The sequence below is a fragment of the Marinobacter alexandrii genome (assembly GCF_005871205.1).
Lineage (GTDB): Bacteria > Pseudomonadota > Gammaproteobacteria > Pseudomonadales > Oleiphilaceae > Marinobacter > Marinobacter alexandrii.
This window is the reverse complement of record NZ_SWKM01000011.1, coordinates 610,071-631,399: the sequence shown is the minus strand read 5'-3', so window position 1 is coordinate 631,399 and position 21,329 is coordinate 610,071. Positions and strand designations below refer to the sequence as shown.

General features: G+C 58.2%; 16 protein-coding genes. 12 read left to right on the top strand and 4 right to left on the bottom strand.

Annotated features, from left to right (window positions below; genetic code table 11):
* Nucleotides 1–6: 6 nt before the first annotated feature.
* On the bottom strand, nucleotides 7–2,676 hold the full coding sequence (gene aceE / locus FCS96_RS03205; RefSeq protein ID WP_138438781.1) for a pyruvate dehydrogenase (acetyl-transferring), homodimeric type: 2,670 nt from the start codon (nucleotides 2,674–2,676) through the stop codon (nucleotides 7–9).
* Nucleotides 2,677–3,337: 661 nt separating this feature from the next.
* Between aceE and FCS96_RS03200 the strand changes: the two genes are divergently transcribed.
* A complete protein-coding gene (locus tag FCS96_RS03200; protein WP_138438780.1) occupies nucleotides 3,338–4,705 on the top strand; it encodes a KamA family radical SAM protein in 1,368 nt (455 codons plus the stop codon).
* Nucleotides 4,706–4,746: 41 nt separating this feature from the next.
* On the opposite strand, the gene FCS96_RS03195 is transcribed toward FCS96_RS03200, so the two are convergent.
* Both FCS96_RS03195 and trxA read right to left on the bottom strand, forming a co-directional pair.
* Nucleotides 4,747–6,225, bottom strand: a complete 1,479-nt coding sequence (locus FCS96_RS03195) for a hypothetical protein (protein ID WP_138438779.1) — start codon at nucleotides 6,223–6,225, stop codon at nucleotides 4,747–4,749.
* A gap of 139 nt (nucleotides 6,226–6,364) precedes the next feature.
* Nucleotides 6,365–7,228, bottom strand: a complete 864-nt coding sequence (gene trxA, locus FCS96_RS03190) for a thioredoxin (RefSeq protein ID WP_138438778.1) — start codon at nucleotides 7,226–7,228, stop codon at nucleotides 6,365–6,367.
* 242 nt (nucleotides 7,229–7,470) lie between these two features.
* Here trxA and lon point away from each other — a divergent pair, with 242 nt between their 5' ends.
* Nucleotides 7,471–9,921: an endopeptidase La gene (gene lon, locus FCS96_RS03185; RefSeq protein WP_138438777.1), complete on the top strand. Its 2,451-nt coding sequence runs from the start codon at nucleotides 7,471–7,473 to the stop codon at nucleotides 9,919–9,921.
* Nucleotides 9,922–9,965: 44 nt separating this feature from the next.
* Here the strand turns inward: lon and FCS96_RS03180 are convergent, their stop codons facing one another.
* A complete protein-coding gene (locus FCS96_RS03180; RefSeq protein ID WP_138438776.1) occupies nucleotides 9,966–10,466 on the bottom strand; it encodes a MarR family winged helix-turn-helix transcriptional regulator in 501 nt (166 codons plus the stop codon).
* Nucleotides 10,467–10,885: 419 nt separating this feature from the next.
* Here FCS96_RS03180 and FCS96_RS03175 point away from each other — a divergent pair, with 419 nt between their 5' ends.
* From FCS96_RS03175 to FCS96_RS03130, 10 genes are all read left to right on the top strand, one after another.
* Nucleotides 10,886–11,806: a tetratricopeptide repeat protein gene (locus FCS96_RS03175; RefSeq protein WP_138439627.1), complete on the top strand. Its 921-nt coding sequence runs from the start codon at nucleotides 10,886–10,888 to the stop codon at nucleotides 11,804–11,806.
* Between the two features lie 196 nt (nucleotides 11,807–12,002).
* Complete coding sequence (locus tag FCS96_RS03170; protein WP_138438775.1) at nucleotides 12,003–13,115, top strand: branched-chain amino acid ABC transporter substrate-binding protein; 1,113 nt, start codon at nucleotides 12,003–12,005, stop codon at nucleotides 13,113–13,115.
* A 161-nt stretch (nucleotides 13,116–13,276) separates the two neighbouring features.
* The gene (livH, locus tag FCS96_RS03165) at nucleotides 13,277–14,200 is read left to right on the top strand and encodes a high-affinity branched-chain amino acid ABC transporter permease LivH (protein WP_138438774.1); all 924 of its coding nucleotides are present in this window, start codon (nucleotides 13,277–13,279) and stop codon (nucleotides 14,198–14,200) included.
* The gene (locus FCS96_RS03160) at nucleotides 14,200–15,471 is read left to right on the top strand and encodes a high-affinity branched-chain amino acid ABC transporter permease LivM (protein WP_138438773.1); all 1,272 of its coding nucleotides are present in this window, start codon (nucleotides 14,200–14,202) and stop codon (nucleotides 15,469–15,471) included. Before livH ends, FCS96_RS03160 begins: the two co-directional genes overlap by 1 nt.
* A gap of 6 nt (nucleotides 15,472–15,477) precedes the next feature.
* Entirely contained in the window at nucleotides 15,478–16,233 is a 756-nt protein-coding gene (gene livG / locus FCS96_RS03155; protein ID WP_138438772.1) for a high-affinity branched-chain amino acid ABC transporter ATP-binding protein LivG, read from the top strand.
* Between the two features lie 9 nt (nucleotides 16,234–16,242).
* Entirely contained in the window at nucleotides 16,243–16,944 is a 702-nt protein-coding gene (locus FCS96_RS03150; RefSeq protein WP_138438771.1) for an ABC transporter ATP-binding protein, read from the top strand.
* A gap of 268 nt (nucleotides 16,945–17,212) precedes the next feature.
* Complete coding sequence (locus tag FCS96_RS03145) at nucleotides 17,213–17,653, top strand: hypothetical protein (protein WP_138438770.1); 441 nt, start codon at nucleotides 17,213–17,215, stop codon at nucleotides 17,651–17,653.
* Between the two features lie 244 nt (nucleotides 17,654–17,897).
* Nucleotides 17,898–18,362 (top strand): DUF3015 domain-containing protein, encoded by a 465-nt coding sequence (locus FCS96_RS03140; protein WP_138438769.1) that lies wholly within the window; start codon nucleotides 17,898–17,900, stop codon nucleotides 18,360–18,362.
* Between the two features lie 87 nt (nucleotides 18,363–18,449).
* Complete coding sequence (locus FCS96_RS03135) at nucleotides 18,450–20,315, top strand: Lnb N-terminal periplasmic domain-containing protein (protein ID WP_138438768.1); 1,866 nt, start codon at nucleotides 18,450–18,452, stop codon at nucleotides 20,313–20,315.
* Nucleotides 20,285–21,175, top strand: a complete 891-nt coding sequence (locus FCS96_RS03130; protein WP_138438767.1) for an alpha/beta hydrolase — start codon at nucleotides 20,285–20,287, stop codon at nucleotides 21,173–21,175. The genes FCS96_RS03135 and FCS96_RS03130 overlap by 31 nt, the downstream gene beginning before the upstream one ends.
* Nucleotides 21,176–21,329 lie beyond the last annotated feature (154 nt).

Here is a 21,329-nt window from a genome sequence, read left to right as displayed (position 1 = left end):
GTCTCCTTAGCTCAGCACCGGGTTCGTTTTGTTGCGATCGATTCCGTACTTCCGCATGGCTTCGAGAACCACATCCTTCTTAACTTCACCGTCCTGCGCCAGTGCCGACAGAGCGGTCACGGCCACGTGATAACGGTCAACCTCGAAGTGACTGCGCAGCTTCTCGCGGGTGTCACTGCGACCGTAACCATCGGTACCCAGGGTAACGAAAGTCTGCGGAATGAAGGCGCGAACCTGCTCGGAGAACAACTTCATGTAGTCAGTAGAAGACACCACCGGCCCCTGCTGCTTCTCCAGGCACTCGGTAATGTACGCCTTCTTCGGGGAGTCGTCCGGGTGCAGACGGTTCCAGCGGTCGACATGCTGACCGTCACGGGCCAGCTCGTTGAAGCTGGTGACACTCCAGACATCACTGGCAATCTCGAAGTCTTCTTTCAGCAATTCGGCAGCAGCACGCACCTCGTTGAGGATTGCGCCAGCGCCCAGCAGCTGAACCCGCGGCGACTTCTTGCGGCCTTTGGTCTCTACGGAATCGAGAAGGTACATACCCTTCATAATGCCGTCTTCAACCTTCTTGCCTTTCGGCATGGCCGGCTGCTCGTAGTTTTCGTTCTCGATGGTCAGGTAGTAGTAGACGTTCTGGTTGTCCTCGAACATCTCCTTGATACCGTACTGCACGATAACGGCCATTTCGTAACCGTAGGCCGGGTCGTACGACTTACAGCTCGGGATGGTCTGCGCCAGAATATGGCTGTGGCCATCCTGGTGCTGCAGGCCTTCACCGTTCAGCGTGGTACGGCCGGCAGTACCACCGACCAGGAAGCCCCGCGCCTGGATATCGCCAGCAGCCCAGGCCAGATCGCCTACACGCTGGAAACCAAACATGGAGTAGAAGATGTAGAACGGCACCAGCGGGAAGTTGTTGGTGCTGTACGACGTGGCCGCCGCGATCCAGGCTGCCATGGAGCCATCTTCGTTGATGCCTTCCTCAAGGATCTGACCTTTCTTGTCTTCCTTGTAGTACATGATCTGCTCACGGTCTTCCGGCACGTACTTCTGGCCTTCGGACGTGTAGATACCCAGCTGGCGGAACATGCCTTCCATGCCGAAGGTCCGCGCCTCGTCTGGCACGATCGGTACTACCCGCTTACCGATGCGCTTGTCTTTGGTGAGCGCAGTCAGCAGGCGAACGAACGCCATGGTGGTGGAGATCTCGCGACCATTGGAGCCTTCCAGCAGTGCCTTGAAGGTATCCAGCGGCGGCGTTTCCAGACGCTGGCAGTCTTTCCGACGCTTCGGATAGAAACCACCAAGCTCCTGACGACGCTTTTTCATGTACAGCATTTCCGGGCTGTCCGGCGCCGGACGGTAGTAGGGAACGTCTTTCAGCTCCTCATCCTTCAGCGGTACGCCAAACCGGTCCCGGAACGCCTTCAGCTGTTCCACATCCAGCTTCTTCAGCGAGTGGGCGGTGTTCTGGGCTTCGCCGGCAGTGCCGAAACCGTAACCCTTGATGGTGTGCGCCAGGATAACGGTCGGACGGTTGCCGTGATCATGCATGGCCTTGTGGTAGGCCGCGTAGATCTTGTACGGGTCGTGGCCGCCACGATTCAGCTTGTTAATGTCTTCGTCAGACAAATGCTCAACCAGCTTGGACAGTTCCGGGTACTTGCCGAAGAAGTTCTTGCGGGTATAGGCCGGGCCGTTGCTCTTGAAGTTCTGCAGATCGCCATCGACAGCTTCGTCCATCACGCGCTGCATCAGGCCATCCTTGTCTTTCTCGAACAGCGGATCCCACATGCGACCCCAGACCACTTTGAGGACGTTCCAACCAGCACCCCGGAAGATGCCTTCCAGTTCCTGGATGATTTTGCCATTGCCCCGTACCGGGCCATCCAGGCGCTGCAGGTTGCAGTTAACAACGAAGATCAGGTTACTGAGGTTTTCCCGGCCGGCCATGGAAATGGAGCCCAGGGTTTCCGGCTCGTCACACTCACCGTCACCAACAAAGCACCAGACCTTCCGATCGCCCATGTCGATCAGTTCGCGGCTGTGCAGGTACTTCATGACGTGTGCCTGGTAAATGGCCTGAATCGGCCCCAGACCCATCGACACAGTCGGGAACTGCCAGTAATCCGGCATCAACCAGGGGTGGGGATAGGACGACAGGCCATCGCCATCAACCTCTTCCCGGTACTTGTCCAACTGCGCTTCCTCAAACCGGCCCTCAAGGTAGGAGCGGGCATAGATGCCGGGCGATGAATGGCCCTGGAAGTAGACAAGGTCGGATTCGCGCTTCTCGTCACCGCCGTGGAAGAAGTAGTTGAAGCCAACGTCATAAAGGGTTGCTGCAGACGAGAAGGAAGAGACGTGCCCACCCAGCTCACCAGGACGCTGATTCGCCCGAAGCACCATTGCCATGGCGTTCCAGCGGATAAGCGAGCGAATGCGACGCTCCATAAACAAATCACCCGGCATACGCGCTTCCTGCGTAACCGGGATGCTGTTGCGGAACGGTGTAGTAATGGAATACGGCAGCTCGGTGCCGTCTCGGCTTGCCCGCTCGGACAGCCTCTCAAGAATATACTTGGCCCGGTCAACGCCTTCCTGCTCGATCAGAGATTCAAGCGCGTCCAGCCATTCACTGGTTTCAATGGGATCATCGTCCTGGTACATCAAACCCTCCCCTTGGCATCAAAGAGTGCCGCGCTGGCCACGATCAGCAGTCACGCGCGTGCGGTGTAGATAAGCTGCGATGGATTGCAGAGTATTGTTATGGGTGTTTAAGCGTGGCAGCGGCGCCGACGGACCGTGCCTGAAACCTTCCTCAAGCATAGAACAGCCTCACCACTTTGCCTGTCTGATCACCCTGAAAGATAACGGCTTTTGGCTCAGGGCCGCCGATCGAGCTGGACACAGAGGGAACACAACGCCCGAAAAGTAGTAATATTACTACATTATCATTAGCAAGCTCAACCAAATGACGGCTTATCTCCCATTTAAAGGAATAACTTGCGGTTAGTTACGGAAGAATGACCGCTTTTGGACCATCAAACAACCTCATTCAGACCAAGGTCGTAGGGGCGGCAATCCATCACAATTCATTCTTACGCTAAATTTTTCACGCCAGGCTATTTACGACATTTCCATGACATTAGCCGAATTTTCCCGCCAATTCGGCGTTACCAAATCTCTAACGTGCGTTCAGGACTGGCTTTTTTAATTAGACCTGAAAATAAACAGCAAGTTATGTATACTCGCCTGCCCGTTTTTTAACCAGCGGAGTGGCGGCGATTCCGCCCTCCTGTCTTATGGCTTACAACACAGAGGGCGATCTATGAACTCCATCGTCAGCTTTCCCAACCGGATTCCGACTACCGAATTCGAGGAGCGGCGCTTCAAGGTCTACACCGACAAGCAGCTCGACAAGATCGACATCATTCAAGACACCCTGCCCGAGGCCACCCTGTTCGAAATGAAGGTGGTCGCCAGCGTGCTGCCCTTCCGGGTAAACGAGTACGTGATCAACGAACTGATCAACTGGGACAAAGTACCCAACGACCCGATCTATCAGCTGGTCTTCCCTCAGAAAAGCATGCTGAAAGACGAGCATTATGAGCGCATGGCGCAGATGCACCGGGACGGTGCCGATAAAAAGGAGATCCAGGCGGTCGCGAAAGAGATTCGTGACGAACTGAATCCGCACCCGGCCGGGCAGATGGAAATGAACATGCCCGAACTGGATGGCGAAGTACTGGACGGCGTACAACACAAGTATCGGGAAACCGTGCTGTTCTTCCCAGCCCAGGGTCAGACTTGCCACTCTTACTGCACCTTCTGTTTCCGCTGGGCCCAGTTTGTCGGTGACAAAGACCTGAAGATGGCCAGCACCGAAGCCGAGAAGCTGCACGGCTACCTGCAGGAGCACACCGAGGTGACCGACCTGCTGGTGACCGGCGGCGACCCCATGGTGATGAAGACCAAGAACCTGGTGCAGTACCTGGAGCCGCTGTTGCAGCCGGAGTTCGACCACATCCAGACCATTCGGATCGGCACCAAGGCCCTGACCTTCTGGCCGTACCGTTTCGTTACCGACAAGGACGCCGAGGAACTGATCGACCTGTTCGCGCAACTGGTAGATGCCGGCAAGCACGTTGCCATCATGGCGCACTACAACCACTGGCAGGAAATCACCACCGACATCGCCGAAGAGGCCATCCGCCGCATTCGCGCCACCGGTGCCGAGATTCGTGCCCAGGGCCCGTTGATCAAACACGTGAACGACGACGCCGACGCCTGGGCCAAGCTCTGGAAGAAGGAAGTGCAGCTCGGCATCATCCCCTACTACATGTTTGTGGAGCGGGACACCGGCGCCAAGAACTACTTTGAAGTGCCGCTGGCCGAGGCCTTCCATATCTACCGGGAAGCCATGAAGAAGGTCAGCGGTCTGGCCCGCACCGCGCGCGGCCCGTCAATGAGCGCCGGCCCCGGCAAAGTGGAAATCCAGGGCATCACCGAGATCAAGGGTGAGAAGGTGTTTGTTCTGCGCTTCCTGCAGGGCCGCAACCCGGACTGGGTTCAGCGCCCGTTCTTTGCCAAGTACAGCGACACGGCAACCTGGTTGCATGAGCTGGAGCCGGCATTCGGAGAAGAGAAGTTCTTCTTTGAAGATGAATTCGAGCAGATGAAGAAGGGCAACGGCTAACTAGCCAACTGCCCGCCAGCGGCCCCGCCCGGGGTTGCTGGTTATTGCCCCCGCGAGGAGCGACGGGCTTTCCACGATGGGGGCAACCAGAAATACTGATCCAGCAGATCGGGATCATCAAAATGGCGGCGCCCGACGAAAGATACCGCGTGATGCCCCCACTGGCGCATTGCTCCGGCTGAGACGACGCCGGTGGGCCAGAGCAAATAACGCTCCAGCCGCTCCGTACCGTCAATCAGACCATCGAAGCCATACAGGCGCCCACCGGACCAGGAGCGCCCCCGCAACCGGTCAAGGGGTTCCAGGCGATAGCGGCGATAGGGGCGACCGGCAGTCCGGTCGGTCGGTTCCGCCACGCTCCCTACAAACTGAACCCCAACCAACTGGTGATCACCCGCTGAGAGCGACAGCACCGGAGACCCCGAGTTTTCCGACAACTCATCAAGCACCCACAGATCCTCAGCCCTGAGGTTCACGGTAGGCCGTGGACTCAGACCGTCTTTCACCAGCAGCCATTGGTGATAGCAGCCGCAGGGGTGGATGCTGTCGTACACCAACGCACGCGCCTGGTCGTCGAGAGTGACCCGCCAAACCAGGCCATCTAGCGCACCAGCGTAGATATCGGGCCAGGATTCCGCTGACCGGGCGGCAAACCAGACCAGGTAAACCAGTTGAGGCTGAATAGTGCCCTGAACGTAACTGAACTCCAGATGGGTAAACACCACGGGCTCCAGTTGAAACCGCAATCGGCCACCCTTGCCACGCCCTGGCCGGCCCGGACGGTCATTGCGGTCGAGGGTGTCGAGGCGCCAGACCGGCGCGTGGTGGCGGAACAAATTCTCAAGCTCGTGAGCGTCAACGATCGGGATGCCGAGACTGTCCCGAGTCCAGCCGCCAGGGGTATTGGCAATTTTCGGCTCCGACACTGCCAGATGATAACTCTGCCACCTGCCCCGGGGGGTGTAGTGGTCAAACCGCTGAGCCAGGGCCCCCATGGTCACGCCGGCTCGCCAGTCAACAATCGGCACCATCAATGGGTAGAGCCCGGATATTTGAGCACCAGTACTGTAGCTGTCCGGCACCTGCGCAACAGAGGCAAGTCGGTGCCAGAGAGCATCGTTGTCAGCTAATGCCGCGACAGCGAGACCGGCGCATTTCCTGAGCTTGGCCAACCATTGAGCCGCCTGAGCCGGGCCGCCCTGCATCTCGTAGTGCCAGCCTTGCTGCGCTTTATCATGGGCGTGCGCCAACCAGTCCCGGCGCTGGGCCAGCGACAAATCAGCCAACTCGAAACTTGCCAGCAAGCGATCAATGCGCAGATAGGGATAACCGGGCGGCGACCAGTCCTGGGCATCAAAACGCCCGTCGGTGGCGACCTGGAAATGCCAGCGCTCGAATTGCTGTTCGCAAGTTATTGGCAGTGCAACTACTGGCGTGTGAAAGGCTGGACGGGCGGCACACCCGGCGAGGGTTGCCAGCAACAAAATGACAAGAGCCGAGAACCCAATCAGCCGTGCCACACTCTCACCCCACCGTCAGTTTGCCTTCACAGTGGGAGGCGAAAACACCGAATAGGTTCCCCGACACTGGCACCTACACCAGCCAGCGGCCGGATTGCGGGTTTCGGAGCGCGGAGCACGGCGGCTCCGCGCATAGGAATCAGTGCATCAGAGTGTAGAGCTTGCGCCGGTAGGTGCGTACGTCAGGGTTGTTATTACCCAGCTTGTCGAAGAGCTCGATCAGGGTGGTCTTGGCGGCTTCGTCTTTGTACTTGCTGTCGACCTGCATCAGCCGGATCAGCAAATCCATGGCCTCGGCATTATTTTCCAGCAGCACGTGGTGCAGGGCCAACTGGTGCAGGGCATTGGGATCTTTCGGTTCCTGCTCCAGCGCCATTTCCAGATCCTTGATCGGCGGCAGCTCAGCCGACTGTTTCAGGAACTTCACCCGGGCCGCCAGCTGCTTGGCCTGATGCTGCATTTTCTCTTCCGGAGGCAGGCTTTCCAGCACCTGCTCGGCGGTTTCCAGATCGCCAGCTTCCGCTTTCAACTGAGCCAGATCGATCAACACCTTCAGGTTGTCCGGGTCCTTCTGATTCAGTTCGGTCAGGATCGCGGTTGCCCCGTCCACGTCACCGCCTTCCCACAGCCGATGAGCCTTGTCATACGGGTCTTCCTCCGGCGCCTCTACATGCTTGTCGAGCACCTTGCGGATTTCACCCTCGGGCAAGGCACCGTTAAAGCCATCAACGGCCTGACCGTTCTTGACCAGGATGATGGTGGGCAGGCTGCGGACACCCAGACTGGAGGTGAGCTCCTGCTGCTCATCCGCATTGACCTTGGCTAACAGAAAACCACCTTCGTAATCGTCAGCGAGCTTTTCCAACACCGGCGTCAGTTGCTTGCAGGGCGCACACCAGTCGGCCCAGACATCCACCAGAATGGGCGTGTTGGCCGAAGCCTCCATTACCTGCTGCTGGAAGTTTTCCATCGTAGCTTCAAAAACGTACGGAGAATTGCTCATGCATTGCACCTGCAAAAATCGGATGAATCATTCGGGATGCCAAAAATCATGGGGGCACAACCCAGTAAATCAAGGCGCTAGCGACCGCTCAGCGCGTAACCGGCAAGCGACTGGCGAACAAGGCTGAATCCTTGAAATAGCCGTATCTGCCGTCACATAGGAAAGAACACGTCATTCCGGTCGCACCCGCGCTGATAATGACCGGACGATACCACACTCTTTTCCCGGGGATGTTTCACGGCATGAATGACGAAAACCGCACAGGCTCATTTGAAGAGTTCGAAGAGGACCTGACCGAGTACATTGGCAAGGATGAGCACAGCAAGAGCCTCGCCCTGCCCCAGCAGATGATGCCGACGCGCATGTATGTGCTGCCGGTGTCCAATCGTCCGTTCTTCCCGGCCCAGGTCCAGCCAATCATGGTTAATCAAAACCCCTGGCAGGAGACCTTGAAACGTGTTGGCGAGACCGACCACAAGGTACTCGGCATCTGTTTTGTGGACGAACAGGAAAGCGAGCAGGACATTCCCGGCAGCGAGGAACTGGAAACCATGGGCTGTGCCGTGCGCGTACACCAGGCCCAGCACGAGAGTGGCAAGGTGCAGTTTATCGCCCAGGGTCTGCAGCGGTTCCGGATTGTGCAGTGGCTGCGCCGCAAACCGCCCTACCTGGTGGAGGTCGAATACCCGAAAGAGCCGAAGGAAGACCCGGACGAACTCAAGGCCTACACCCTGGCCATCATCAGCACCATCAAGGAACTGCTGCGCACCAACCCGCTCTACGGCGAGGACGTGAAGCAGTACCTGTCCCGATTCGGCCCGGACGACAGCTCACCGCTGGCTGACTTCGGCGCCTCCATGACCAGCGCTCCGGGCCAGGAGTTGCAGGACGTGCTCAACACCGTGCCTCTGCTCCGGCGCATGGAGAAAGTCCTGCTGCTAATGCGCAAAGAGCAGGAAGTGGCTCGACTGCAATCGGAAATCAGTGAAGAGGTAAACGCCAAGGTCCAGAAGCACCAGCGTGAGTTCTTCCTGAAGGAACAGCTCAAGGTCATCCAGCGTGAACTGGGTATGGCCAAAGACGACAAGACCGCCGATGTCGAACGCTTCGAACAGCGCATGGCCCAACTGGACCCGCCCGAATCGGTGCAGGAGCGCTTTCAGGACGAGGTGCAGAAACTGCAAATACTGGAACAGGGCTCCCCGGAATACGGCGTTACCCGGAACTATCTGGACTGGCTGACCCAGGTGCCTTGGGGTGTGCACTCGCAAGACCATTTCGACCTGGCCGAGGCCAAACGCATTCTGGACCGCGACCACGATGGCCTCGACGATGTGAAGAGCCGCATTGTCGAGTTCCTGGCCGAAGGCACTTTTAAAGGCGAAGTGAGTGGCTCCATCCTGCTATTGGTCGGGCCGCCGGGCGTGGGCAAGACCAGCATCGGCCATTCCGTGGCCGATGCCCTGGGGCGAAAGTTCTACCGCTTCAGTGTCGGCGGCATGCGGGACGAGGCCGAGATCAAGGGCCATCGGCGCACCTACATTGGCGCCATGCCAGGCAAGTTCGTGCAGGCGCTGAAGGACGCCAAGGTGGCCAACCCGGTCATCATGCTCGACGAAATCGACAAGATCGGCGCCTCATTCCAGGGCGACCCGGCCTCGGCCCTGTTGGAAACCCTGGACCCGGAGCAGAACCGGGAATTTCTCGACCATTATCTGGACGTGCGTATGGACCTGTCCAAGGTCCTGTTCATCTGCACCGCCAACCAGTTGGACACCATTCCCCGGCCTCTGCTGGACCGCATGGATGTTATCCGCTTGTCCGGCTACATCGCCGAGGAGAAATTGGCCATTGCCAAGCATTACCTGTTGCCGCGCCTGTTGAAGCGGGCCGGACTGCTGAAAAAGCAGCTCAACCTGACCGACGCGGCTATTAAACAGGTAATCGAGGGCTATGCCCGGGAAGCCGGGGTCCGCAGCCTGGAGAAGCTGCTGCACAAGATCATCCGCAAGGGCATTGTGAAATTACTGGAAGAGCCCGACACCCCGATCAAGGTCGGCGTTTCGGATCTGACCGAGTATCTCGGCCAACCGGCCTTCCGCAAGGAGAAGTCACTGAAAGGCATCGGCGTCGTCACCGGCCTGGCCTGGACCGCCATGGGCGGCGCGACTCTGAGCATTGAGGCCTCGCGCATCCACACCAACCAACGCGGCTTTAAATTGACCGGTCAGCTCGGTGAGGTGATGAAGGAGTCAGCGGAAATCGCCTACAGCTACGTGTCGTCTAACCTGAAACGGTTTAAGGGTGACCCAACCTTCTTCGACAAGTCGTTTGTGCACCTGCACGTTCCGGAGGGCGCGACACCCAAGGATGGCCCCAGCGCTGGCGTCACCATGGCAACGGCCTTGCTGTCCATCGCTCGCCGGGAATCGCCCCAGCAGAACATCGCCATGACCGGCGAACTCACCCTGACCGGTCAGGTGCTGCCCGTGGGTGGTATCCGGGAAAAGGTCATTGCCGCGCGCCGGCAGAAGATCAGCAACCTGATTCTGCCGGAAGCGAATCGCGGCGATTACGAGGAGTTACCGGAATATCTGCGCGAAGGCCTGACTGTGAACTTTGCCCGGCACTATAACGATGTGTTCCAGGTTTGCTTTGGCACCAAATCGGCCAGAGGGGCAAGCGTTCACTAACCCCGCCGCTCAGTGGGCGTGGTTGGCGCCCACTGAGGCCAGGCTCAGGATTTGGTCTCAGACTTCCAGCCGTCTTCACGCAGCACCGGGCCTACGTGCAGCACCGGCGAGGCGTCGATATCGTCGGCGTCCATCATGTTGGCCACTCGCTGAAGGGAGGCCAGGATCATGGTCTGCTCCCACTCATCAAGGCTCTGAAACTTCTTGATGAAATCTTCCTGCAACGGATTGGGGGCGCGGGCCAGAATCTCGTCGCCCTGCTCCGTCAGGTGCGCGTGCACCTTGCGCTTGTCCTGGGTACTGCGCACCCGATACACCAGATTCCGTTGTTCCAGCCGGTCCAGAATGGTCGTGACCGTCGCCTGACTAAGACTGACCTTGTCAGCAATGGTGCCGATGGTCACTTCGCCCAGGGCGCGGATGGTTCGCATGATCAGCAACTGGGGACCGGTTAAGCCGGCGTGCTTGCTAAGACGCTTGGAATGGAGATCTGTTGCGCGGATAACCCGCCGCAAAGCGACCAGTACCTGCTCGTAATTGTGCACTGTGCTGCTCCGGTCCGGGGCAGATGCTCCGGTCTGTTTAGAATCGGGAGTGTCGAGGGAGTTGGGGGTCGCACCCTTCGTGCTCACCATTGACGTTGGCCTCATTCAAACGAAAGCTCAGCCAAGGCTGAGCCACTGAAAACACCAGATTTGTTTATAACACTAACTATTAGAGGTCTCTGCAACGCAAATTGCAAGTGGCCACTTCCACCTAGCGGCCAGCGGGCACCACTTCACCCCTGCCAATTGAAGCCTTAGGGCATTTTTTCCAGCGGCCACTATGCTATGGTCAGCAACTTTCTGAAAAACCGAATAATGGAAGTCGCTCCATGATCAGCCGAAACCTGTACCGGTTCCTTTCCAGCCGCCCGACCTCCGGCACCTCTCTGGGTTCACTCCGCCTGGGTCAAATCCGCGCCATGCTTATGGCGTTTGTGGCCCTCGCACTGATCATGACGCTGGTCGCGCCGGCTCAGGCCCAGGATCCGGAAACCACCGGCCCCAATGGCCGGAAAGACGTGACCGCAGACGATGTCGCCGCCGCCTTGGCGGACCTTGAAGAGCCAATGTACACGCCGTTCATCGAGCTTTACCTGCTGGAAGAAAGCAAGGCCTTGCGCAAGGAGATGCAGAACACCCGGGCCGAGCTGATCGAAAAGGTGGTTGATAAGGAGCTGTCGGTAGCCGACAAGACCATGTCCTACGCCACCGACACGGTCACCTACTTCTTTTACCTGATCGCCGGCGCCACTTCTATTCTCGTCGTTATCGGCTGGAACTCCATCCGTGACATGCGTAACCAGCTCACCAGCCTGGCCGAGAAGCGCGTTAACGAACTGGTGGTGGAATACGAGAGACGGCTGGAGGGCATTGAGGACCAGTTGAAGCAGAAATCCGACATCATTCACCAGAACCAGGCAGAGATTGAGCGCACCAACGAAGTGCATTCGCTCTGGTTAAAGGCAAGCCAGGAGACGTCGCAGCAGAACAAGATCGCGGCCTACGACCAGATTCTCGAACTCCGGCCCGATGATGTTGAGGCCCTCAGTTATAAGGCCGACGCCGTTCTGGAGATCCAGGAACCGCTGTGGGCCATTAGCCTATGCCAACGAGCGCTCAAGCTGGCCCCGGACAATGGTCATGCCCATTACCAACTCGCCTGCGCCTACGCTGAGATTGGTCGGTGGGAGGACGCCGTGGCAACTTTACAAAAAGCTATAGACATTTCAGAAGCTTACCGTGACGATGCCTCGGTAGACCTCAGTTTCGAACACCTGCGTGAGCATGAAAGCTTCCGCACACTGGTTTTTAACAACCAGGACGACAGCACGGACGCGTGACACTACCCGGAGCGGCACAGGGCTTGCTTGCAAGCTGTGCGACTGGAAGCTACCGGCTGTTCAGATCAGCCAGTTCTTGCAGCCCTGTGTTTTCGGATAAACTCTGGCCCGATCTGCTTGACAAGCACAAGGGTGTGGTGTTTGTTTAACTCTCTGAGAACACAAGAATAACCCTGAACCAAACAGGACAGACCTAATGAGAACCTCAGTAAAAAAACTCGCAACCGCTGTTAGCACTTCTATCGCACTGATGGGCGCCGGTCACGCCGCCGCCGAAATCCAGATTGGCATCGCCGGCCCGATGACCGGCCCTGTCGCCCAATACGGTGACATGCAGTTTTCCGGCGCCCGCATGGCCATTCAACAGATCAACGCTAATGGCGGTGTTATGGGTGAAGAACTCGTTGGCGTGGAATACGACGACGTCTGTGACCCCAAGCAGGCCGTGACCGTTGCCAACAACCTGGTGAACGACGGCGTTCGCTTTGTGGTTGGTCACCTGTGCTCCAGCTCCACCCAGCCCGCGTCTGACATCTACGAAGACGAAGGCATCCTGATGGTTACCCCGGCGTCCACCAGCCCGGAAATCACCGAGCGTGGCTATGAGCTGGTATTCCGCACCATCGGTCTGGACAGCATGCAGGGCCCGGTTGCCGGCAACTACATTGCCAGCCTTAACCCTGAGCGCGTTGCGATTGTTCACGACAAGCAGCAATACGGTGAAGGTATCGCCACCGCCGTGCGTGACACCCTGAAGGACAAGGGCGTTGAAATCGCCATGTTCGAAGGCATCACCGCTGGTGACAAGGATTTCTCTTCCCTGGTCACCAAGCTGAAGCAGGCTGACGTGGACTACGTTTACTACGGTGGTTATCACCCGGAACTGGGTCTGATCCTGCGCCAGGCGCGCCAGGGTGACCTGGATGCCGTGTTCATGGGCCCTGAAGGCGTTGGTAACAAAGACATCAACACCATTGCTGGTGAAGCCGCCGAAGGCCTGCTGGTAACCCTGCCGCCGAGCTTCGACCAGAAAGCCGAGAACCAGAAGCTGGTTAAGGCATTCGAAAGCAAGGGCGAGGATCCGTCTGGCCCGTTCGTACTGACCTCTTACGCGGCCGTACAGCTGATTGCCGACGGCATCGCGAAGGCCGAATCCACTGATCCGTTCGACGTAGCAGCAGCCCTGCGCGGCGGCGCCTATGAAACCCCCATCGGAACCGTTGAATACGACAAAGCCGGCGATATGAAATCGTTCGAGTTTGTTGTGTACGAATGGCATTCAGATGGAAGCAAAACTCCGGTAAACTAAGCCAAATCGTTAACAAACGGTAATTTTTAGAGCACCTTCTCACCGCGATCCGGGAGAAGGTGTTTTTCTAGGCTCCTGTTGATCCTCCCCCACTCTCGGTTCGGTTATCCCGGGTTCAGCGTGCGGAAGCGGAGGGAGCAGGCTTTCGGAGTTTTCCAACCATGCAAGACCTCCTTTATTTCTCTCAGCAGCTCATTAACGGGCTGACGATCGGGAGCACCTACGCCCTGATCGCCATTGGTTACACGATGGTTTACGGCATCATCGGCATGATCAACTTCGCCCATGGTGAGATCTACATGATCGGTGCCTACACCGCACTGATCGCCATTACCGGCCTCGCCTCACTCGGTGTTGTCTGGCTCCCCCTGATCCTGATCGTTGCCCTGGTATGCGCCATGATCGTGTCCAGTTCCATGGGCTGGGCGGTGGAACGGGTGGCCTACCGGCCGGTACGCGGACGCCATCGACTGATTCCGCTGATCTCCGCCATCGGCATGTCGATCTTCCTGCAGAACTACGTGCACCTGGCCCAGGGCTCGCGCAACATTGGCTTCCCGGCCCTGATTGAAGGTGGCTTCACCTTCGGCTCCGACGGCGCCTTCCAGATGTCCCTGTCCTACATGCAAATCACCATCTTCATCACCACGCTGATCTGCATGACCGCCCTGTCGCTGTTTATTGCCCGCTCCCGCACCGGCCGCGCCTGCCGGGCAGTATCCCAAGACCTTGGGATGGCGAATCTGCTGGGCATCGACACCAACCGCATCATCTCCGCCACGTTCGTGATCGGCGCCGCGCTGGCCGCCGTTGCCGGCTTACTGCTGGGCATGTATTACGGTTCGGTTGATCCGCTATTCGGCTTCATTGCCGGCCTCAAGGCATTCACCGCAGCGGTACTCGGCGGTATCGGCAGTATTCCCGGTGCGATGCTGGGCGGGCTGATCCTGGGCGTGTCCGAAAGCATGACCTCCGGCTACCTCAGTGGCGAATACAAGGACGTGGTCTCCTTTGGCCTGCTGATCCTCATTCTGCTGTTCAAACCCACCGGCCTGCTCGGCAAACCGGAGGTTGAGAAGATCTGATGGCTGCTCATAACTTCAAACACGCACTCTTCTGCGCGTTCATTACCCTACTCATTTCCTACCCGATCCTCGGTTTCAACCTTGAGGCCCAGGGCATCAACATCACCATCACTGGTGCCGACACCACGACCATCCTCGGCGTACTGCTCGCCGCGGTCGTGGTCTTTCTGTTCCAGCTGTTCCGCGACCAGATCATGGGGCGGGTCGGTGACCTCACCAGCCTGACCGCTGGCAAGCACAAGGAACCAATGGCCGAGAACCGGCGCGCCAAGATTGAATCCTGGGTGCTGACCGGCATTGTCATACTGGCGCTGTTCTGGCCGTTTTTCATGTCCCGGGGCGCGGTGGATCTGGCCACCCTGGTCCTGATCTACATCATGCTCGCCCTCGGCCTGAACGTGGTGGTTGGCCTTGCCGGCCTGCTCGACTTGGGTTACGTCGCGTTCTATGCCGTCGGTGCGTACACCTTCGCGCTGCTGTCCCAGTACCTGGGTGTCTCCTTCTGGTTTGCTCTGCCGATCGGCGCCCTGCTGGCCGCCACCTTCGGCTTGGTGCTGGGCTTTCCGGTGCTGCGATTGCGCGGGGACTACCTGGCCATCGTGACCCTTGGCTTCGGCGAGATCATCCGGATCCTACTCAACAACTGGACCAACCTCACTGGTGGCCCGAACGGCATCGGCGGCATCCCCGATCCGACCCTGTTCGGCATGGAATTCGGCCGGCGTGTGAAGGAAGAAGGCAATACCTCGTTCCATGAAACCTTCGGTATCGCCTACAGCGGCGAGCACAAGGTCATCTTCCTGTACCTGATTGCCCTGGTACTGGCGGTGTTCACCGCGCTGGTCATCCGCCGCTTTATGCGCATGCCGGTGGGTCGCGCCTGGGAAGCACTTCGTGAGGACGAAATCGCAGCGCGCTCCCTTGGCCTGAGCCGTACCGCGGTCAAGCTGTCAGCATTCACCATTGGCGCCTTCTTCGCCGGTTTTGCCGGTACCGTGTTTGCCTCCAAGCAGGGCTTTATCAGCCCGGAATCGTTCGTCTTCCTGGAATCCGCCATCATCCTCGCCATCGTGGTACTGGGCGGCATGGGCTCTCAGATTGGCGTGGTTCTGGCGGCCATTGCGGTCACCATCCTGCCAGAGCTGGCCCGTGAATTCTCGGAATACCGCATGCTGATCTTCGGTGCCGCCATGGTGCTGATGATGGTGTGGCGCCCCCAGGGCCTCATGCCGATGCGCCGCATTCACATTGAACTGAAAAAGCAGGAGTGATGGACGATGCTTGAAGTAAAGAATCTGTCCATGCGCTTTGGCGGCCTGCTGGCCGTGGACCAGGTGTCGCTGGACGTACAAGAACGGGAAATTGTCTCGATCATTGGCCCAAACGGTGCCGGCAAAACCACCGTGTTCAACTGCATGAGTGGCTTTTACCAGCCCACCGGCGGCCAGATCCTTTTTGAGGGTCAGGAAGTCCAGGGCAGGCCGGACTACAAGATCTCGCGCCTGGGCATGGTGAGAACCTTCCAGCACGTGCGTCTGTTCAACCAGATGACCGTGGTCGAGAACCTGCTGGTCGCCCAGCACCGGCACCTGAACACCAACCTGGTGGCCGGTCTGCTGAAGACACCCAGCTACCGGGAACGGGAACAGAAGTCCCTGGACCGGGCCGCCTACTGGCTGGACCGGGTTGGTCTGATGGACCTGGCCAACCGGGAAGCGGGCAACCTGGCCTACGGCCAGCAGCGGCGCCTGGAAATCGCCCGCTGCATGGTCACCGAACCCAAGCTGCTGATGCTCGACGAGCCGGCAGCCGGCCTGAACCCGGCGGAAACCAAAGACCTCAACCAGCTGATCGTCAGCCTGAAAGAGGACTACTGCGTTTCCGTGGTGCTGATTGAGCACGACATGAGCCTGGTGATGGACATCTCCGACCGTATCAACGTGATCAACCAGGGCCGCCCCCTGGCCAGCGGTACGCCGGAAGAAATCCGCCAGAACGACGACGTGATCAAAGCCTACCTGGGCGAGGCCTGAGGAAGAACCATGCTTGTACTAGAAGATGTCCATACCCACTACGGCAAGATTGAGGCGCTGCATGGCGTCTCTGTCGAGGTCAAAAAAGGCGAGATTGTGTCCCTGATCGGGGCCAATGGCGCCGGCAAGACCACCCTGCTGATGACCGTGTGCGGCAACCCACAGGCCAGCTCAGGTCGGGTTATTCTGAACGGCCGCGACATTACCCGCGATCCAACCGCCAACATCATGCGTTCCGGCATCGCCATCGTTCCGGAAGGTCGGAGAATTTTCTCTGGCCTTACCGTGGAAGAGAACCTGCACATGGGTGGGTTCTTCAACACCAAAGCCGAGATTCGTAAGAGCCAGGACCACGCCTATGAGCTGTTCCCGCGCCTGAAGGAGCGTGAACACCAGCGTGCCGGCACCATGTCCGGCGGTGAGCAACAGATGCTGGCCATCGGCCGTGCCCTGATGAGCAAGCCGAACATGATCATTCTCGATGAGCCATCCCTCGGCTTGGCACCACTGGTGATCAAACAGATCTTCGAGATCATCGGCCACCTGCGCGACGAGGGCATTACCGTGTTCCTGGTCGAGCAGAACGCCCATCAGGCCCTGAACCTGGCGGACCGCGGCTATGTGCTGGAAACCGGAAAGATCCGGCTGCAGGATACCGGCAAGAACCTGCTCGCCAATCCGGAAGTTCAGAACGCCTACCTGGGCGGCTAACAAGTGCAACTCAGGCCCCAAAACCGCCCTGGCACAGAGGTTCCAGGGCGGTTTCTGTTCGATCTCCCTGCATATATGACCTCCCTTCATATGTGACCTCTCTAAGCAGCCCACTCCGTTTACAGACCGTTTCACGGCTTTAACAACATTTTGCTGATTTCCCGGTAACTTACGGAGACAAGGTTTTGCTTTGTTGGTAATGTTGCGCCGTGATAACCCATTACGGTTTTTTCACATATGGAGCAACACTCTCAATAAGGAAAAAAGCATGTCGTTCAAGAGTTCCAAAACCCTCGCCCTGGGCCTTCTGTTAAGCATTACTCTCATTTCAGGCTGTGCCACGCCGCTAAACTCTAACCAAAAGCAAGAGCTCCGTGGCTACCAAGCTAAAGGACTCGCTGTTGAAGAGAAAAATCCTGGCGCAGCTGCCGCCCTGGGCATCCTGCCTGGATTCGGCTCGTTCTACGTTCGTGAGTACGGTGCTGGCGTTGTTAACTTGCTGCTATGGCCTGCCTCTGTACTGTGGGATCCGGTTAGCGGCTACGAAGGCGCCCAAAGCATCAACTACTATGCAACCAAGCACAAAGTTGAAAAGCTTGAAGACAAAGAAATGGCGCGCCTTGAAGACAAGCTGATGCTCGATTCAATCGACAACAGGAAGTTCATCGCAGAGAAACGCGAAATCGAAGAAAAGTATTCCGCGTACTAAGCGACGAAGCTCGAACGCTCCCATAGCGTTGGATCTCAGGAAAGGGGCTCTCATCAAGAGGGCCCCTTTTCGTTCACCTCACACTCCTTTCTACAGAATCGCTTGCTATTGATTTGATTGAGCTATACTCAATCCCGACGGCGCTTCAACCGGTTTACGGGCCGGTGTACGCTGCTCACCTATGTCGTTCCCGACTGACGCAAGGCATGCGACGACAGCAAAAAACCACACAAAGGAGTGGATAATGAAAAAACTGATCGCAGGTGCAATTCTTCTGGGCGCTTCCTCCATGGCTTTCGCACAGCCTGGCTGTGGTGTTGGTGCCATGATCTGGAAAGGACAGTCCGGTATTGCCCCCCACGTTTTGGCCGCCACCACCAATGGCACCTTCGGCAACCAGACTTTCGGCATGACCACCGGCACCCTGGGTTGCCAGACTAATCAGTCCGTGCAATCAATGGCCCTGTACATGGACAGCAACATCGACAAGGTTGCCCGTGACATGTCCCGCGGCAGTGGAGAAAATCTGGACACCCTGGCTGTTCTTCTGGGTGTTGACGCCGCAGACCGCGATACCTTCCGCAAGGTACTACAGGACAACTTCGCCACTATCTTCCCAAGCTCCGACACTACCTCTGGTGAAGCAGTGGATGCCATTGTTGCTCTGCTGGAGAAAGATCAGTCTCTGAGCAAGTACGTAGCCGCGTAACACCGCGCCGTACAGGGATGCTCTTGTGCCAAGGACGGCGCGCCATCCCGCTTCACTCGCACTCAAATCCGGACGACTACATCATCCATGGGCCATTCGCTTCGCCTCGGGCCAGCACTGTGCTGGCTAGCCCTCTCGGCACCTGCCCTGGCAGATACTTCGCCGACCACTCAAGACCTTTACCTGGATCCGGCCTGGCTGACGCTGATGCACTACCAGCAGGACACCCTCGGCGGCGGCTTTACCAGCCAGGCTGACGATCCCGATTTCTTTCTCAGCGACCAGGGCAAACAGGCGCCCGAACGAGAGCTGGAGGCAACCTTATCCGCCATCCAGCAACCCGGCAGCGGCGGTGGCCACGCCCAATGCCGATTCCCCGCCCGCACAGCTTGGCTTCAGGGACAGCTAGATCTCTCATTGCCGGCGGTAGACTGCCCTGCATACGAGGCATGGACCGAGACCCTGAACACCGAAACGGTAACCCTGGTGTTCGCGGCATCCTATCTGAACAGCCCCTCATCCATGTTCGGGCACACTTTCCTGCGGCTGGACCCACCCCAGGACGATGACGAAACAAACCTGCTACTGGCCAACACCATCTCCTACGCGGCCGACGCGGCCGCCCACGACAGCGAGATCCTGTTTGCCTACAAAGGGATCTTTGGCGGTTATCCGGGCATTACCAGCGTTCAGCCTTACTACGAGAAAATTCGCCTGTATTCGGATATCGAACACCGGGATCTTTGGGAATACCGGCTCAACCTGACCCAGGCCGAAGTTGATCTGCTGATCGCGCACGCCTGGGAAATCCGCGACCACAACTTCGATTACTACTTCTTTGACGAGAACTGCGCCTACCGGCTACTGGCGCTGATTGATGTCGCTCGCCCGGGCACCCACCTCCTGGACGAAGTAAGCACTCACGCCATCCCCTCTGACACCGTGCGCTGGGTGGTCGACAAAGACTTGGTCAGCGAAGTCTACTACCGGCCTTCAGCAGCCACTTCCGTGGCCTACAGCCTGGAATCATTGCCGGAGGAGCAGCAAACCCTGGCCGCCGCCATCGCCAACGGCTATGTCGACCCCGAGTCCCAGGAAATCCAACAGCTCGCGCCCAAACAACAGGCCCATATCCTCGATGCCACCTACGACTACGTGCGCTACCAGAGCGAAGCCGACGGCTGGCCCCGGGAAGTTGCCGCGCCCCTGTCCCACAACCTGCTGATGGCACGTAGCGATATCGACGAAGCACCAGCTCCCCAGTCGCCACCGCAACCGGAGATCCGGGACGACCAGGGCCATAACACCTTCCGCGGCAGCATCAGTTCCGGTCAGCTGGCGCATCGTGAATTCACCGAACTGACCCTGCGCCCTGCCTACCACGATGTACTGGATCCGCCCGCCGGTTACCGTCCCGGTGCCCAGCTCCAATTCCTGCGACTGGACGCCCGTTACTACACCGACAACGACGAGCTACAACTGGAGCAGCTGATCGGCGTCGAGATCCGCTCTCTGAGCCCCAGAGACCAGTTCTTCTCGCCATTGTCCTGGCAGGTAGGCTTCGGTGGCCGGCGCACCGATAATGGCGCCAAACGGGTTCTCTCGCCGTACCTTGAAGGAGGCGCCGGTGGCAGCTGGTTGCTGGGTAATCACCTGCAGGCGTTTGCCATCGCCACCGCCGATGTGGAAATCGATGACGACCTGCGCCGCGGCTACGACGCCGCCCCCGGAGCCGACATCGGCCTGCTGCATCAGAACAACCGCTTCAGCTTCATCGCCGGCGCCAAGACCAAAGCCTGGATAGTCAGCAGCCAGCACCGGCAGGATCAGGTCTACATTAAAGGTAACTGGCATCTTGGCCGCGCCTTTAGCCTGTTCGCCGAATTCACCCGGGAAGACCACTACGACAGGTACCAGAGCACATGGCAAACCGGACTGCACGCCTACTTTTAAACACACTGCCCGCCAGAAGCATGCGCACAGCCTTGATATTGCTGTGTGCGGTTTTCCTGCAAACCGGGTGCAGCGGTGTGTTCTTCTTTCCGGACAGCGTGACCTACGTCACCCCGGACCGACTCAACCTCAAGTACGAAGATATCTATCTGGAAACGGCGGACGGCGAAACCCTGCACGGCTGGTGGTTGCCTGCCAAAGACCCTGGGACGGCCAAAGGCACCGTCTACTTTCTCCATGGCAACGCCCAGAACATCAGCAGCCACATCTTCAACGTGGCCTGGCTGCCGGCCGAGGGCTACAACATCTTCACCCTGGATTATCGCGGCTACGGCCGGTCCACCGGCGCACCAGACATCGAAGGCGCCCTGCACGATGTAGAGACCGGCATGCGCTGGCTTGGGTCTAAGTCTGAGGTTCGGGATGGCCCCGTGTTTCTGTTGGGACAGAGTCTGGGCGGAGCACTGGGCATACCCTTGGCGGGCGAATGGGTAGAACGTGGCGAGGAGCCTGGGCTCGACGGCGTAATACTGGACGGCACCTTCTCCGGTTTTCGCGGAATTGCCCGGGAAAAACTGGGCAGCGTCTGGTTAACCTGGCTGCTGCAGGTCCCCCTGAGCTGGACCATCCCGGCGGAATACGAAGGCATCGACCGTATCGACGACATAAGCCCTGTGCCGGTCATGGTCATCCATAGTGTTCGCGATGGCATCATCCCCTTCCATCACGGCAAGGATCTGTATGAGGCTGCAGAGGAGCCAAAAACGTTTCTGCAAACAGATACCCCACACGCATCTACGTTCGTGATCCCGGCTTACAAACAAACCCTTCTGAATTTCCTCTCAGACGCCACTCGATAAATCTGGGCGGCTATTGGAAGACCTTTTTCAAAACTGTTGAGGGCCAAGGACGGCCCGAAACAAGCGCACATGGATGTGCTCGTAGCGTGTTTTGAAAAAGGTCTTTCAATAGACGCTGACTCCAGCGCTAGACGCCAAAAAACAAAAAACCCGC